Source organism: Aeromonas sp. QDB62, assembly GCF_027705695.1.
Lineage (GTDB): Bacteria > Pseudomonadota > Gammaproteobacteria > Enterobacterales > Aeromonadaceae > Aeromonas > Aeromonas allosaccharophila.
Genome location: NZ_JAPDCD010000002.1, coordinates 80,426 through 94,230, shown reverse-complemented (window position 1 = coordinate 94,230; position 13,805 = coordinate 80,426). Strand labels below are relative to the sequence as shown.

The following is a 13,805-nucleotide window of genomic DNA, read 5'->3' as shown; positions in this document are numbered from 1 at the left end:
CTATGGCCATTCATGCTCCTTCACATCAGAGAGGATTCAGCCTGCTGGAAGTAATGATAACCGCAGTGATCCTGTCATTGGGGCTGCTCGGTCTGGTTGCTTTGCAAACCCACTCCAAATTTGCCAGTTACGAAGCTCGCCAGCGCACTATTGCCAGTTGGCTGGCTAACGATATGGTCGAACGAGTACGGATAAATCGTGACAGCTGGAGTGCTACAGGCGCTGTGACGGTTAATCTGGCCGCTAATTTACCCCGACCTACATGCGCAGCAGCAGATGGCACTATCAGTGCGTGCAGTGCGGCAGATTTACGTAATGCCGACCTGCACTATTGGCAGCAGGCCTTATTGGGAGCAAGTGTGACGGGGGCGGCCTCCGCATTGAACTCGCCGGTCGGTTGTGTGGTGCGGCGAGCCAATAATGTGCTGGCGGTCGGGATTTTCTGGGCTGGCAAACAAGATATATCCGATGGGGGGGCGGCCGGTGCGGCAGCAACCTTGATTAATGAGTGTCAATTGTCAACGGTCAACAATCTTGCGAGGCGTCAGTTTATTCTGACGACCACCTTATGAAATCCCGCGGTTTCACTCTGGTCGAGTGGCTGGTCGCCATGGTGCTCGGTCTATTCCTCTTGGCCGGGGTATTCACTGTTTTTGTTATGTCTCGCTCAAGCTCTGAAGATGCATTTGATCAAAGTGAATTACAGGAAAATGGTCGATTAGCCATTCGGCTGATTAGCCAGGATATAAAATGGGCGGGCTTTTTTGGGGCTTATACCGGCCAGTCGACACAAGTTGGATCCTCTCTGACCCTCAGTGCTGGCAGCATTATTCCTGCCAGTAGCGATTGTCTGGATGAGCGTTCTGTGGGGAGTTTGCCATCAAATGCTGGTCCCATCAGAGGGCTATGGGTCAGTCGGGTATCAGCCAGCAAAGGGCTTGCCGGGTTTGCTTGTATTCTCGCGGCTGATCGGGTGGCAAATAGCGATGTAATTAGCATCAAGCGATTGGTGGGGCGTCCTATACCAGCATCAGAGGGATTGGATGCAAACCGCTTTTATATGGCAGCCAATAGTCAGGAAGCGAGAGTCATCAAGGGGAGCGAAACCCGACCACTATTTGGCGCTAATAATGAGAGCCAAGTCTGGGAATACCAGCACTATATTTATTATCTGTCGCAAGAAGATGGAATTCCTGTTTTGCGCAAGCGCTATTTGACCGTCAATGGTGGTTCTTCTCTGATTGGTGGCGCCATGGCTGAAGGGGTTGAACATATGGTGCTGATGTATGGTGTTGACGACTCCTTGATCCCTGACGGACGCATAGACCGATATATGTCAACGGATCAGATGACAACGCAGCGGTGGAATGAAGGGCGGGTATTGGGCGCCCGACTGTTCTTGCTGATTAGATCCGATCGGGAATCAAGTCGCTATAAGAATAACAATAGCTATCAACTCGGTAATATTACGGTCAATGGTGGAGGTGATGGTTATCGCCGTCTGCTATTGGAGAGCAGTATTGCGCTACGCAATCAACAAATTGCCACCCGAGGTGGAACATGAGAACGGTTAAAAAACATCAGGGTGTGGCATTGATAGTCGCACTGGTCATTCTGGTTCCTTTGACTCTGATTGCCGTAGTTGTCATGCAGTCCAGCGGTATGAGTCTGAAAATGGCCAGTTCTAGCGCCAGTTTACAACGAGCAGAACACGAAGTTGAAGGTACCCTGGAGTCTGCATTGGGTGACTCTTCTCTCTCAACACAAATTGCAACGCAGGCTATTGGCACTTCAGCTGCAATCGGTACGACCACTCCTGCGACTACCCTGACAATCAATACCGAAAGTGTATGCAAACGCAAATTTGAAGCCAGTAGCCAGAATGTAACACCAGCCTGTCGTTATGCTGAAGCGACCACATCCAGTGCTTATGGCAAAGTGAATAGCCAAATGACCTTTACTGCCGGGGTAGAACAACCCTTGCTCAGTGCCAATTAGGGGGCAAAATATGAACATCAGGAACTGTGTACTAACAAGCTTGCTGGTGTTGTGTAGTGGTATGTCTAGCACAACCATGGCGGTAGGGACTGGCTATTCAGATGATACCGAATTATTTATTTACGATTTTGCCAAGGCTGGAGATTTCAGGCCAAAAGTCCTTTTTATATTTGATAACTCTGGGAGTATGAGAAATACGACAGAGGTAGCCAAAGATCCTTACGAACCATCGATTAATTATCCATCCTTACCCAATGATCCCGATATAAATAATAGCAATCGCTTTATTTATTTTTCTACTGATGGAAAGGTTCCAGCTATAAACAGCACCAAGCGTTTTCGTGATAATTTAAACGCATGTGAGACATCTAAAAACCCTCTAAATAGTGTTGGTCGGTTTCAGTCTCGTGTTTGGGGATATGAGATATATGACAGTAACAGAAGAGGACGTTGGCGCTCTTTAAATGATTTTGATGTCACAAGTATCATAGTCGCAGATTGTCAGCAGGATATTGATGATAAGAATCCTAGCAACCCTTATTCTGGTTCATATGCAACCTACATTGTTGATGGGTATCCTGTTAATAAGCCTAATCGTAATAATGGTAGTTGGTTTTATACACCAAATATAACTAATGCCCTTAGTGATGGTAGTACGACACAAATATCACTGTTTACGGCTAATTATGTTCGTTGGTACCATGGTGCGACAGGGGTATCTATGCAGACCCGTTTAAAAGTCGCCCAGGATGCGGTAAAGGAACTGGTGCTGGCGACGCCTGCCGTTGATTTTGGTCTGGCGGTATTTAATTACAATGATGGTAATGCATCAAACAGTAGAAATGGCGGCAGGATAATTAGAGATATCATTGGTAATGATGCAATATTGTCCTCAGGAAAAACGGGGGCACAAGATCTAATCGATAAAGTGAATGCTCTGAGTTCGGATACTTGGACACCTTTGTGTGAGACATTATATGAAGCCTATCGTTATTTCGGTGGTCTGAGTGTCAATTTTGGTAATGATGATACCAACCGTAACCCCAAGCGTGATCCCAATGCTGAGTCACCAGCCGGGACCTATAAATCCCCGTATGACAAATGCTCAAATAATGGCTATATCATCTATATGACAGATGGTGAACCAACCTATGACACTGCTGCCGACACCCTGATTTCAAATATGATTAATACCTTGCCCTCTGCTGATAGGTCCGCATATGGTGGGACCGTTGGTTATGGATCGTCAGGGGAAAAAAGCTATCTGGCTGCATTGGCTGGTTATATGAAAAATAACGATGTCAATGTGTCTGCAGCTGGTAAACAGACGGTCACAACATTCACCGTAGGTTTTGGTGATGAAGCTATAAAAGGAGCCGGAGCCTTGTTGGCTGAAACTGCTCGTCGTGGTGGTGGTAAATATTATCCGGCAACTGATGCGACCCAGCTTAATGAGGCGTTAAAATCATCATTGCTGGCCATACTGAAAATGAATACCTCGTTGGTTTCTCCCGCGATTGCCACCAATAACTTTGACCGCACTCGTAGTCTGAATAATATTTACTATGCCATGTTTGAACCAGGTTCAGGCCCGCGATGGAAGGGGAATCTTAAAAAGCTGGTGCTGAATCCAGATAAGGGTTACGTAGTCGATCAAAGTGGCTTACCTGCCATTTCCAGTGATGGCACAATCCTTGAGTCAGCAAAAACCTATTGGTCGTCAACTAGTGACGGTAACAAGGTTGCTGAGGGGGGGATACAAGAGATACTGGCAGCGAAAACTAATCGTAATATTTATATTATTCCTCCTTCCACAAATACCACAGATTCATTAATCGAATTTAGCAAGTCTAACCTTGAAAGCATGGCGGGTGGGGCTACTCAGTTACGCACAATAATGAACCTCAATAGTACTGATAGCATGGATGATCTGCTTAACTGGACCAAGGGGGGAGATGCTTTTGATGAAAATCAGGATGGAAGCAAGACTGATGTTCGGGAGCATATCCTGGGTGATCCTCTGCATTCTCGGCCATTAGTGATCAATTATGGTTGTACAAAGTTGACAGGACAGACATCGTGTACACCTGACCTGCGAATCGTGATGGGAACCAATGCTGGCTTCTTGCATATGTTCAAAGACAGCGGTACCACCGTTGATGAAAGCTGGGCCGCCATGCCTTATCAATTTATAGCTAATCAGAAAGCGTTGCGAGAGAACCTGGATTCATCGGTACATCTCTATGGTGTGGATTCATCACCTACTGTGCTGGTCAATGAGCAAGTCAAAGATGGTCATATCAAGTCGTCACAAGGTGATAAGGTATGGTTATTTACCGGGTTACGGGGCGGTGGCAAGGCCTATTATGCTTTGAATATATCCAATCCGGATTCTCCCTCGCTGATGTGGCGGTTGGACAAAAATAGTGCTGGCTTTGGCAGGCTCGGTGAAACCTGGTCGATCCCTGAGGTTGCTTTTATTCCAGGTTATTACTCAGAAACCGCTGGTAAAAAAAATTATAAGCCTGTTCTGATATTCTCTGGGGGTTATGACCAATCAAAGAGCTATTTGGGTCAAGGGGTTGAAGATAGTGAAGGGTTGGGTATTTATATCGTTGATGCTGAAGCTGGTACTCTGTTGTTCAGCTTCACTCCGGATGCAACTAGTGCAACGAATAAGCAAGTCGCGGGCATGGTTTATAGTATGCCAGGCTCGGTCTCCGTGCTGGACAGCGATGGGGATGGTATTTCAGACCGGATCTATGCAGGAGATACCGGCGGTCAGATCTGGCGTATCGATATGAAAGGAGAAGATAAATCCAAATGGACGGCCATCAAGTTTGCCAGCTTGGGAAATGCACATTTAAGTGGAACCGCCAAGAAGCTGGAAGATGATCGTCGTTTCTTTACTCAGCCCGTATTGGTGCGCACTATCAATAAAGGTTGGAAGTATGATGGTACAAATTATCTCTACAGTGAGCGCCCGTTTGATGCCGTGTTGATAGGCAGTGGTGATAGAAATCGTCCTTCCTCGGAAGCGACAACCCAAAATGTGTATGTGATGCTACGTGATTACAATGTCAATCCGACTTTATTTGGCATAGATCCAGATACTGATGAAAGTCCTTCTGTTATTACGTTAGATGATCTTTATGATGTGACCAGCGATCCATTTATTGGTTTGAATGAAGATCAGATCGTAAATACAACCAAGGCTTTGACCAGCAAGTTGGGATGGAAATTCTGGCTCAATGAAAGCGGTGAAAAATCAATGGGGGCTGGTTTGGTGTTGCAAGGCAAGCTCTACTTCACCTCTTTCCTGCCTCAGGTTCAGGATTTCCAGCAATGTACGATTCAATCAATCGGTGCCATGCGCCAGTATATGATTGATATGCACTACGGTACTTCGTTCAAATATGTGCTGGATAGCAACAATCAGGAAGTTATTCAGCGTTACGTAGAGGTGCAAAATAAAGTTGCTGATGATCTGGTTATTCATGGTGGGGATGATGGCCGGATTAGAATTATAGGTGGTGCTCCGGGCAAGGAGGTCATCCTTAAAGATGAGGGGCAGGGAGAGCCTGAACGTTGTACCGGTGAAGGTGAGTGCTCTCAAGGTGCGGAGGAGGCAAAAATGGATATGTCTCCCAAGAAAATCTATCTCTATGAAGGAGAACAGGGATGAAACGCATGCTGCTCTGGTGTGTGGGCTTGCCCTTGTTGGTTCAGGCTCAAACTGAAGACATAAAATGTTATGTCACTCTGGAAGGTGGCGTGCAGATGGTGTTGCAGCAACCGGTCGCTGATACCAGCAAGGCAAATCTGGTCAGGGTGTTTAAACAGAAAGGTTATGAAATTGATGGCGTGGTGCATCTTGTCACAGAGGTAATCGAGTGTGTTCCTTTGGCCGCTACCTTTTCGCTGGCTGATGCAAAAAAGCAAGATGAAATCCAACCCAGATAACGCTGCTGGGAGGGTAGGGTATAGGGGCTAAGAACAACTCAGCCCCTTTTTTTCGCTTCTGTTTCGACCGGATGGCGAGATGATGATATCGACTCGGGGTGCCTGGTCGCTACAAAACTGGAGCGTCATGTTGGTGCCAATCGCTGTGCCATCCGGGCTAAAACGTACAAATTGTCGATTGGCAGTGACGGTATGTTTTTCAAGAAAGGGTTCTGTTGCTGATAACAAGACATCGCCATTTGCAATATCGAATTGGCGATCCTGATTGGTGTCGATAAAGACAAGCATTCGCTGGGCGCCAGCATGATTTGCGAGTACGCAGCTTTCTTTTGTGGAGTTCCTGACAGGCATGGCAAGACATACTGTGACTGGTTGCTGCAGTGTGATGGCTTGTCGTTGGCCGAAGATCAGGTGGTCCTGCAGGTTTCTGGTGTAGATGTCGCTGTCGGTAGATGTCAGCAGATTTGCCAATGACGGCAGTCCCAAGGTCAGCAGGATGGTTGTCAGGCTTGCAGATATCAAAAACTCAAGCAGGGTAAATCCATTTCGTGCCATAGCGTATGAGTCCTTGTTCAAAAGAGACTCTAAGCATAGTTATTGGATTGAAATGGATCCTTTTGTGATCGTGTGTGTTTCGCTGTAGTTAACGCTGGTCATGGACATACAGCACCACTTGCCTGGCTATGGGCACGTCCAGCATGCATTACATCAATCGTCACACTATTTTCACCGCTAATACAAAGCGAAAATATAACTTCAATATTGGCTTCATCAGGCGGGACTTCCGTTATGGTGCCGACCGGGTTGAAGCGCAGCGCCTGTGCATCGGCGGAAATGGTCAGTTCTGCAGGAAATTCGGGACTGGCAGCAATAGTTGCTTCGTTACCATTAAGCTTCAGGTCGCCATTAGTATCGATAAAGGCGAGTAGCCGATTCGCACCATGTTGAGCTGCTGGTATGCACTCCTCAGTAGCATTGTTGAGAGTGGTCAGGCAAAGAGTGACGGTCTGCTGGTTGGAGATGGCTTGTTGTCTGGCGTAGTTTAAGTGGTTGAGAAGGCTCTTTTCTTGGGTCGCCAAATTATTGCTGCCAAGCAGGTTAGAGAGGGACGGAATACCAATCCCCAGCAGAATGACGCCCAGCGCAATGGCTATCATCAACTCCATAAGGGTAAATCCGGCGTTTTTCATATCTGCGAAGGCCTGTCGTTCCGTGACTACATACAGCTTATCTCTCCCGCTGATTGCTGTCACATGGTTACGCCCGTCTTGAACTGGCAGATTGCCCCCCTTTTCTTTATCATTCCCCATCATTTTTGATTTTAAGATGCATCGCCATGGCAAAAGCCCTCTCTCTGATGCTTGCCCAGTTGAATCTGACGGTAGGCGCCATCGAAGATAACACTGACAAAGTGCTCGCTGCGGCGGCTCAGGCCGAGCAGCAAGGTGCAGATCTGCTGGTCTGCTCCGAGCTGGCCCTGACCGGCTATCCGCCGGAAGATCTGCTGTTGCGTGCCGATCTGATGATCCGGGTTGATGCCGCGCTGGCCCGCATTGCGGCATGGCAGGGTAACTGTGCCATTTTGGTGGGTCACCCCTGGCGTGAAGGGGAGGCGCTCTACAATGCGGCTTCCCTCTATGAGCACGGCAAGCTGGTTGCACGCTACTTCAAACAGGACTTGCCCAACTACGGGGTATTCGACGAGAAGCGCTACTTCACCGCGGCAACCGAGACCTGTGTGGTCCCCTTCCGTGGTCATCAGCTGGGATTGCTCATCTGCGAAGATCTGTGGCAGCCGGGCCCGGCGCTGGCCGCCAAGGCGGCGGGAGCTGAGTTGCTGCTCACCATCAATGCGTCGCCCTACGATCAGGAGAAACCCTGGATCCGCCGCGAGCTGATGGCTGAGCGCTGCGATCAGACCGGTCTGCCGCTGGTCTACCTCAATCAGGTATGCGGTCAGGATGAGCTGATTTTCGACGGCTGCTCCAAGGTGTTCAGCAGTCAGGGCGAGTTGACCCACAAGCTGGCGCCATTTGCCGAAGAGCTGGCGCTGGTGCGCTTTGTCGATGGTCAGCCGATGAAAGAGCGGGAACCTGCTGCGCCGCTGGAGCCGCTGGCCGAGACCTATCAGGCGCTGGTGCTGGCGGTGCGCGATTACGTGACCAAAAATGGCTTCCATGGGGCCGTGCTGGGCCTCTCCGGTGGCATCGATTCTGCGCTGACGCTCGCCATCGCGGCCGATGCCATCGGGGCCGACAAGGTGCAGGCAGTGATGATGCCGTTCCGCTATACCGCCCAGATGAGTGTGGAAGATGCCAAGGAGCAGGCCGAGCGGATGGGGGTGGAGTTCAACATCATCTCCATCGAGCCGATGTTCGAAGGGTTTATGACCCAGCTGGCGCCGCTGTTTGAAGGCACTGCCCGTGACACTACCGAAGAGAACCTGCAGGCGCGCTGTCGCGGTGTGTTACTGATGGCGCTCTCCAACAAGCGTCGTCGCATAGTGCTGACCACTGGCAACAAGAGCGAAATGGCGGTCGGTTATGCCACGCTGTACGGTGACATGGCGGGCGGTTTCGACGTGCTGAAAGATGTGCCCAAGACGCTGGTCTTCAAATTGTGCGAATATCGCAACTCGGTTGACTACGTGATCCCGCAGCGGGTTATCGACCGCCCCCCTTCAGCGGAGCTGGCGCCGGATCAGGTGGATCAGGACAGTCTGCCCCCCTATGACATCCTCGATGCGATCCTCAAGCGTTATGTGGAAGAGGATGCCTCGGTCGCCGACATGGTGGCAGAAGGCTTTGAGGAAGCGGTGGTGCGCAAGGTGATCCGGCTGGTGGATCTCAACGAATACAAGCGCCGTCAGGCGGCGGTCGGGCCCCGTATTACGGCTCGCAACTTTGGTAAGGATCGCCGTTACCCCATTACATCCGGGTTCGGCAAACAGAACTGGTAAGGAGTCACCATGAAGAAGATTGAAGCCATCATCAAACCGTTCAAGCTGGACGATGTGCGCGAGGCCCTGGCCGAGATCGGCATCAACGGCATGACCGTATCCGAAGTCAAAGGCTTCGGCCGCCAGAAGGGCCATACCGAGCTCTATCGCGGTGCCGAGTATATGGTCGACTTCCTGCCGAAAGTGAAGGTGGAGCTGGTGGTGCAGGACGAGGATCTCGATGCCTGCCTGGAAGCCATCCAGAACACCGCCCGCACCGGCAAGATTGGTGATGGCAAGATCTTCGTCTGTGAGGTGGAGCGCGTCATTCGTATCCGTACCGGCGAAGAGAACGAAGACGCGATCTGACCTTGGCTATCCCTTTACCTGACCAGAGGTGCGAAGTGCGGCCTCATTTGATGGGGTGGATGCGTTTTGCTGTGGTCGTCAGCCTGTTGGCGGGCCTTACTGCTTGCAGTACCCGTCCACCGGCTCAGCCGGAGAATCTGTGCCAAATCTTTCGCGAGAAGCCGGAGTGGCACAAGGCTGCGCTCAAGATGAACGAGAAGTGGGGGACGCCGATTCATGTGGTGATGGCCATGATGTATCAGGAGTCCTCTTACGTACATGATGCCCAGCCGCCGATGCAGTATTTCCTCTTCATCCCGACCGGGCGGGCCAGTTCGGCTTATGGTTATGCTCAGGTTAAAGATGAAACCTGGGCGGATTACCAGCGGGAAACCGGCAACAGCTGGAGTGACCGTGATGACTTTGCCGACGCCATCGATTTTATGGGTTGGTACACTAACAAAGCCCAGCGGCTCAATGGCACCTCCAAGTGGGATGCCTATGGCCAGTACCTCAACTATCACGAAGGGTGGGGTGGCTACCGGCGTGGCAGCTATCGCAGCAAGGGGTGGTTGATGAAGACCTCTCGCAAGGTGGAAGCTCGCGCCCAGCGCTACGGCGCCCAGTACCGTCAATGCAAGGAGCAGCTCTCCCGTGGGGGCTGGTTCTGGTAACCAAATCAGGAGTCAGAAATGCCGTTATTGGACAGTTTTACCGTTGACCACACCCGTATGGAAGCGCCAGCGGTGCGTGTGGCCAAGACCATGCAGACCCCGAACAAGGACACCATTACCGTGTTCGACCTGCGTTTCTGTGTGCCGAATCAGGAGATCCTCTCCGAGCGCGGTATCCATACGCTGGAGCACCTGTTCGCCGGTTTTATGCGTGACCACCTGAACGGCAACGGCGTGGAGATCATCGACATCTCCCCCATGGGTTGCCGTACCGGCTTCTACATGAGCCAGATCGGCGCGCCGGACGAAGCCCGTGTTGGCGCCGCCTGGCAGGCGGCTATGAGCGACGTGCTGACCGTGCAGGATCAGGCCAAGATCCCCGAGCTGAACGAGTATCAGTGCGGCACCTACAGCATGCACTCGCTGGAAGAAGCTCACGCCATCGCCCGTCATGTGCTGGAGCGCGGGATCGGTGTTAACCACAACGACGAGCTGGCCTTGCCGGAAGAGAAGTTGAAGAGCCTGTGAGGCGGATGAGCTGTCGCTCATCGGGTAATCGCTTCGGGGAATGTTAAAAGAGCCGGTCAGCCATGCTGACCGGCTCTTTCTATCTCGCGCGATCGCAAAAATGGGGATGACTTGCTCCCCTTGCCAACTCTGATTAGGATGGTTTTTGACCTGAACCTGTTGGCGAGGTGTGACGATGAAAGGGGTATTGCTGCGTTGGCTGGCCCGTTACGATGCATGGTGCGAGGAGTGGGGGCTCACTCAGGAGAACCGGCGCTGCTGCACGCCGGTTCGTTATGATGACGATTCAGCCACAGAGCGAGCTTGCGCAGAAGAGGCTGAACTCAATCAAAATTGCGGGTCACGGCACCGGTAACACTGTTGTACTCGAAGCCGAGGCCGTTTAGATAATCCGAGTTGGTCTGGAAGCGGTTGATTGAGTCGCGCAGGATATAGCGGCAGTTATTGTGTTCTTGGTTCGGTTCATCTTCATCTTTATGCTTCGTTTCAATATAGATGGACAGGTAATCAACCCCTTCTGGAATAACTCCCCTACTGAGATCTGCGGGGGCCACAGTTTGGCCGCCATCAAGCAGATAGGTAAAGAGCAGTTGGCAGTCAGACCGGTTGCTGACCGAGATATGGTTGCCCGAGCCAGGCTGATAGGGGGTATCTACTGGTTTGTTGTAATCTTCCTCGGAGCCAACCGGCCAACCATATCGATTGATATCCACTTCGCCTTTACCAAAGCTGCTCAGGTTGTAGAGCGCGATCGCTTGTCCCTGTACTTTCACCGCCCAGCCAGCATGAGCCAGCTGTACCGCACTGGCAAAGCTGCCAGCGGTCGCCGAGACCGTGCTTTTCAGGGCATCATCCTTGATATTGATAAAGCGGGGTAGGGCGGTGACAGCCAGGATCCCCAGCACTATGATCACCAGCACCAGTTCAATCAGGGTAAAGCCGTTGTTTCTGTTGTTCATCATGTTCAATGACCCATTAAATACCGCAAACAGGTGTGAGTGATATGCAGCTGATAGATACCCATTGCCATCTCGACTTTCCGGTGTTTGACCATGACAGGGCGGCGCTGCTGGCCCGTTGTCGGGCATTGGGGGTGATGGAGTATATCATTCCTGCCATCGCAGAGGATAACTGGACTCGTGTGATGGCACTGGCAGATCAGCATGACGGCCTCTTTTATGGCCTGGGCATTCATCCCTGGTATGCCGGTGAGCAGCGGGAGGGGGTAATGGAGCGGCTGCGAACACTGGTAATGAGCCAGCCTGCCGGGCTGGTAGCCATTGGCGAGTGCGGGCTGGATCTGCGCTCTCAGGTGCCGCAGGAAGGGCAATTTGCGCTGTTTGAGGCTCAGATTCGGTTGGCCGCCGATGCCGGGCTACCCCTGATGATCCACTCGGTGCGCGCCAATGACACTGTGGTCAAGGTTTTGCGCCGCTTCAAGCCGCCACGTGGCGGGGTGATCCACGCCTTCAGCGGTTCGTTGCAGCAGGCGGAGGCATTCTGGCAACTGGGTTTTCGACTCGGGGTGGGCGGGGTGATCAGTTTTGAGCGGGCGAACAAGACGCGAGAGGTATTTCGGGCCATGCCGCTTGAGGCCATGGTGCTGGAAACCGACTCGCCCGATATGCCGCTGCAAGGTGAACAAGGCACCCGAAATACCCCGGAAGCGCTGCCGAAAATAGCGGAAATATTGATGACGTTGCGGGGGGAATCATCGGCGGATGTTGCAAAGGTGTTATTTGAAACTGCCCGACACATTTTCCATCATGATCAATTGCCATGAAACAAACCCGCAACACATGATTAAGTTATCAGGAAAAAAAACGAGCGTAAAAATCGTTTGCTGTCTAATTTTGTGACACTTGGACATTTTGATAACGATAAAATGTGACCAGCATTCTATTTTATCGGACTTTAATTAGTATAATGCGCTCCCCTTGATTAGTTGGGTTTAATAACAACTCACTAACAAGCCAGGTGCTACTAGAGGAAGATAATAATGAATTTGTTCATGGGTCTGGTAGGGATGGCGACGCTCGTCCTTATCGCGGTGCTGTTCTCCAGCAATCGCAAGGCAATCAACGTGCGTACCGTTGTCGGTGCGTTCGTAATTCAAGCCGGTCTGGGTGCGTTCGTACTCTATGTCCCGGTTGGTCGCGATATCCTGGTCGGTGTGTCCGACGCGGTATCCAGCGTGATCAGCTACGGCCAGAACGGGATCGAATTCCTGTTCGGCGGTCTGGTCAGCAACAAGATGTTTGAAGTGTTCGGTGGCGGCGGCTTTATCTTTGCCTTCCGTGTTCTGCCGGTCATCATCTTCTTCTCTTCCCTGATTGCCGTGCTCTACTACCTGGGCATCATGCAGGTTGTCATCAAGTTGCTGGGCGGTGGCCTGCAGAAAGTGCTGGGTACTTCCCGCACCGAATCCCTGTCAGCCACAGCCAACATCTTCGTAGGCCAGACTGAAGCGCCGCTGGTGGTTCGTCCCTACATCTCCAAGATGACTGACTCCGAGCTGTTCGCCGTCATGTGTGGTGGTCTGGCTTCCGTTGCCGGTTCCGTACTGGCCGGTTACGCCTCCATGGGCGTCAAGATGGAGTACCTGATTGCTGCCTCCTTCATGGCCGCACCGGGTGGTCTGCTGTTTGCCAAGCTGCTGGTTCCCGAGACCGAGACCCCGAACTATGACGAAAGCTCTGCCGATGCCGAGCTGGACGACAAGCCTGCCAACGTCATTGACGCTGCTGCTGCTGGCGCCTCTGCCGGTATGCAACTGGCCCTGAACGTCGGCGCCATGCTGCTGGCCTTCATCGGTCTGATCGCCATGATCAACGGCATCTTCTCCGGTGTGGGTGGCTGGTTCGGTTATCCGCAACTCTCTCTGGAACTGCTGCTGGGCTGGATCTTCTCCCCGCTGGCCTTCCTGATCGGTGTGCCCTGGAATGAAGCCATCGTGGCGGGTTCCTTCATCGGTCAGAAGCTGGTGGTGAACGAGTTTGTTGCCTACCTGAACTTTGCTCCGTACCTGAAAGATGAAGTGCTGATCAACGGCGTGGCCATGTCTGCCCACACCAAGGCGATCATCTCCTTTGCCCTGTGTGGTTTTGCCAACCTCTCCTCCGTTGCCATCCTGCTGGGTGGTCTGGGGTCGATGGCACCGAACCGCCGCGGCACCATTGCACGTTTTGGTCTGAAAGCCGTACTGGCTGGCTCTCTGTCCAACCTGATGTCTGCCACTATCGCAGGCTTCTTCCTGGCTCTCTCCGCCATGTAATAGCGGCCTGATTGACAGGGTATAAACACGAACGCCACGGCATCTGCCGTGGCGTTCGCGTATGGATCGGTGACAACCGTTT

14 protein-coding genes are annotated in these 13,805 nt (G+C 51.7%); 11 read left to right on the top strand and 3 right to left on the bottom strand.

The annotated features are described in order from the left end of the window. Positions 1-2: 2 nt before the first annotated feature. The 5 genes from pilV to tapY2 are packed head-to-tail and all read left to right on the top strand — an operon-like array spanning position 3 to position 5,961. Positions 3-572 carry a type IV pilus modification protein PilV gene (gene pilV, locus OKC27_RS01490; RefSeq protein ID WP_042059698.1) on the top strand — a complete coding sequence of 190 codons (570 nt, stop codon included), beginning with the start codon at positions 3-5 and terminating at the stop codon, positions 570-572. Continuing rightward, positions 569-1,564, top strand: coding sequence for a PilW family protein (locus OKC27_RS01485; RefSeq protein WP_234604388.1), 996 nt, complete (start codon positions 569-571; stop codon positions 1,562-1,564). The genes pilV and OKC27_RS01485 overlap by 4 nt, the downstream gene beginning before the upstream one ends. Beyond that, a complete protein-coding gene (tppD, locus tag OKC27_RS01480; protein WP_213391910.1) occupies positions 1,561-1,998 on the top strand; it encodes a type IVa pilus pseudopilin TppD in 438 nt (145 codons plus the stop codon). Before OKC27_RS01485 ends, tppD begins: the two co-directional genes overlap by 4 nt. Positions 1,999-2,008: 10 nt before the next feature. Beyond that, positions 2,009-5,683, top strand: a complete 3,675-nt coding sequence (locus tag OKC27_RS01475) for a pilus assembly protein (RefSeq protein ID WP_411624364.1) — start codon at positions 2,009-2,011, stop codon at positions 5,681-5,683. Continuing rightward, positions 5,680-5,961 carry a type IVa secretion system protein TapY2 gene (tapY2, locus tag OKC27_RS01470; RefSeq protein ID WP_058053944.1) on the top strand — a complete coding sequence of 94 codons (282 nt, stop codon included), beginning with the start codon at positions 5,680-5,682 and terminating at the stop codon, positions 5,959-5,961. The genes OKC27_RS01475 and tapY2 overlap by 4 nt, the downstream gene beginning before the upstream one ends. A 27-nt stretch (positions 5,962-5,988) precedes the next feature. Here tapY2 and OKC27_RS01465 read toward each other — a convergent pair whose 3' ends face one another. Beyond that, the gene (locus OKC27_RS01465; RefSeq protein ID WP_270805878.1) at positions 5,989-6,516 is read right to left on the bottom strand and encodes a GspH/FimT family protein; all 528 of its coding nucleotides are present in this window, start codon (positions 6,514-6,516) and stop codon (positions 5,989-5,991) included. A 98-nt stretch (positions 6,517-6,614) separates the two neighbouring features. Continuing rightward, positions 6,615-7,304 carry a GspH/FimT family pseudopilin gene (locus tag OKC27_RS01460; protein WP_232100234.1) on the bottom strand — a complete coding sequence of 230 codons (690 nt, stop codon included), beginning with the start codon at positions 7,302-7,304 and terminating at the stop codon, positions 6,615-6,617. Here OKC27_RS01460 and OKC27_RS01455 point away from each other — a divergent pair. Genes OKC27_RS01455 through luxS form a run of 4 tightly spaced genes read left to right on the top strand, consistent with a single transcriptional unit; the run spans position 7,298 to position 10,449 of the window. Next, on the top strand, positions 7,298-8,920 hold the full coding sequence (locus OKC27_RS01455) for an NAD+ synthase (RefSeq protein WP_270805877.1): 1,623 nt from the start codon (positions 7,298-7,300) through the stop codon (positions 8,918-8,920). The two genes, OKC27_RS01460 and OKC27_RS01455, sit on opposite strands and share 7 nt — an antisense overlap. Positions 8,921-8,929: 9 nt before the next feature. After that, positions 8,930-9,268, top strand: coding sequence for a nitrogen regulatory protein P-II (gene glnB, locus OKC27_RS01450; protein ID WP_005308848.1), 339 nt, complete (start codon positions 8,930-8,932; stop codon positions 9,266-9,268). A 59-nt stretch (positions 9,269-9,327) separates the two neighbouring features. Then, complete coding sequence (locus tag OKC27_RS01445; protein WP_270805876.1) at positions 9,328-9,921, top strand: transglycosylase SLT domain-containing protein; 594 nt, start codon at positions 9,328-9,330, stop codon at positions 9,919-9,921. Positions 9,922-9,939: 18 nt separating this feature from the next. Continuing rightward, positions 9,940-10,449 (top strand): S-ribosylhomocysteine lyase, encoded by a 510-nt coding sequence (gene luxS / locus OKC27_RS01440; RefSeq protein ID WP_270805875.1) that lies wholly within the window; start codon positions 9,940-9,942, stop codon positions 10,447-10,449. A 323-nt stretch (positions 10,450-10,772) separates the two neighbouring features. Here luxS and OKC27_RS01435 read toward each other — a convergent pair whose 3' ends face one another. Beyond that, positions 10,773-11,411, bottom strand: coding sequence for a type II secretion system protein (locus OKC27_RS01435; RefSeq protein WP_270805874.1), 639 nt, complete (start codon positions 11,409-11,411; stop codon positions 10,773-10,775). Between the two features lie 41 nt (positions 11,412-11,452). Between OKC27_RS01435 and OKC27_RS01430 the strand changes: the two genes are divergently transcribed. Next, a complete protein-coding gene (locus OKC27_RS01430) occupies positions 11,453-12,232 on the top strand; it encodes a TatD family hydrolase (RefSeq protein WP_270805873.1) in 780 nt (259 codons plus the stop codon). A 216-nt stretch (positions 12,233-12,448) separates the two neighbouring features. Continuing rightward, positions 12,449-13,723 carry a NupC/NupG family nucleoside CNT transporter gene (locus tag OKC27_RS01425; protein WP_058053950.1) on the top strand — a complete coding sequence of 425 codons (1,275 nt, stop codon included), beginning with the start codon at positions 12,449-12,451 and terminating at the stop codon, positions 13,721-13,723. Positions 13,724-13,805 lie beyond the last annotated feature (82 nt).

What these genes read in the sequence shown, in the direction of transcription:
- glnB (WP_005308848.1), top strand. Translation starts at nt 8,930, where the DNA reads ATGAAGAAGATTGAAGCCATCATCAAACCGTTCAAGCTGGACGATGTG.
- tapY2 (WP_058053944.1), top strand. Translation starts at nt 5,680, where the DNA reads ATGAAACGCATGCTGCTCTGGTGTGTGGGCTTGCCCTTGTTGGTTCAG.
- OKC27_RS01445 (WP_270805876.1), top strand. Translation starts at nt 9,328, where the DNA reads ATGCGTTTTGCTGTGGTCGTCAGCCTGTTGGCGGGCCTTACTGCTTGC.
- OKC27_RS01475 (WP_411624364.1), top strand. Translation starts at nt 2,009, where the DNA reads ATGAACATCAGGAACTGTGTACTAACAAGCTTGCTGGTGTTGTGTAGT.
- pilV (WP_042059698.1), top strand. Translation starts at nt 3, where the DNA reads ATGGCCATTCATGCTCCTTCACATCAGAGAGGATTCAGCCTGCTGGAA.
- OKC27_RS01465 (WP_270805878.1), bottom strand. Translation starts at nt 6,516, where the DNA reads ATGGCACGAAATGGATTTACCCTGCTTGAGTTTTTGATATCTGCAAGC.
- OKC27_RS01430 (WP_270805873.1), top strand. Translation starts at nt 11,453, where the DNA reads ATGCAGCTGATAGATACCCATTGCCATCTCGACTTTCCGGTGTTTGAC.
- luxS (WP_270805875.1), top strand. Translation starts at nt 9,940, where the DNA reads ATGCCGTTATTGGACAGTTTTACCGTTGACCACACCCGTATGGAAGCG.
- OKC27_RS01455 (WP_270805877.1), top strand. Translation starts at nt 7,298, where the DNA reads ATGGCAAAAGCCCTCTCTCTGATGCTTGCCCAGTTGAATCTGACGGTA.
- OKC27_RS01485 (WP_234604388.1), top strand. Translation starts at nt 569, where the DNA reads ATGAAATCCCGCGGTTTCACTCTGGTCGAGTGGCTGGTCGCCATGGTG.
- OKC27_RS01435 (WP_270805874.1), bottom strand. Translation starts at nt 11,411, where the DNA reads ATGATGAACAACAGAAACAACGGCTTTACCCTGATTGAACTGGTGCTG.
- OKC27_RS01425 (WP_058053950.1), top strand. Translation starts at nt 12,449, where the DNA reads ATGAATTTGTTCATGGGTCTGGTAGGGATGGCGACGCTCGTCCTTATC.
- tppD (WP_213391910.1), top strand. Translation starts at nt 1,561, where the DNA reads ATGAGAACGGTTAAAAAACATCAGGGTGTGGCATTGATAGTCGCACTG.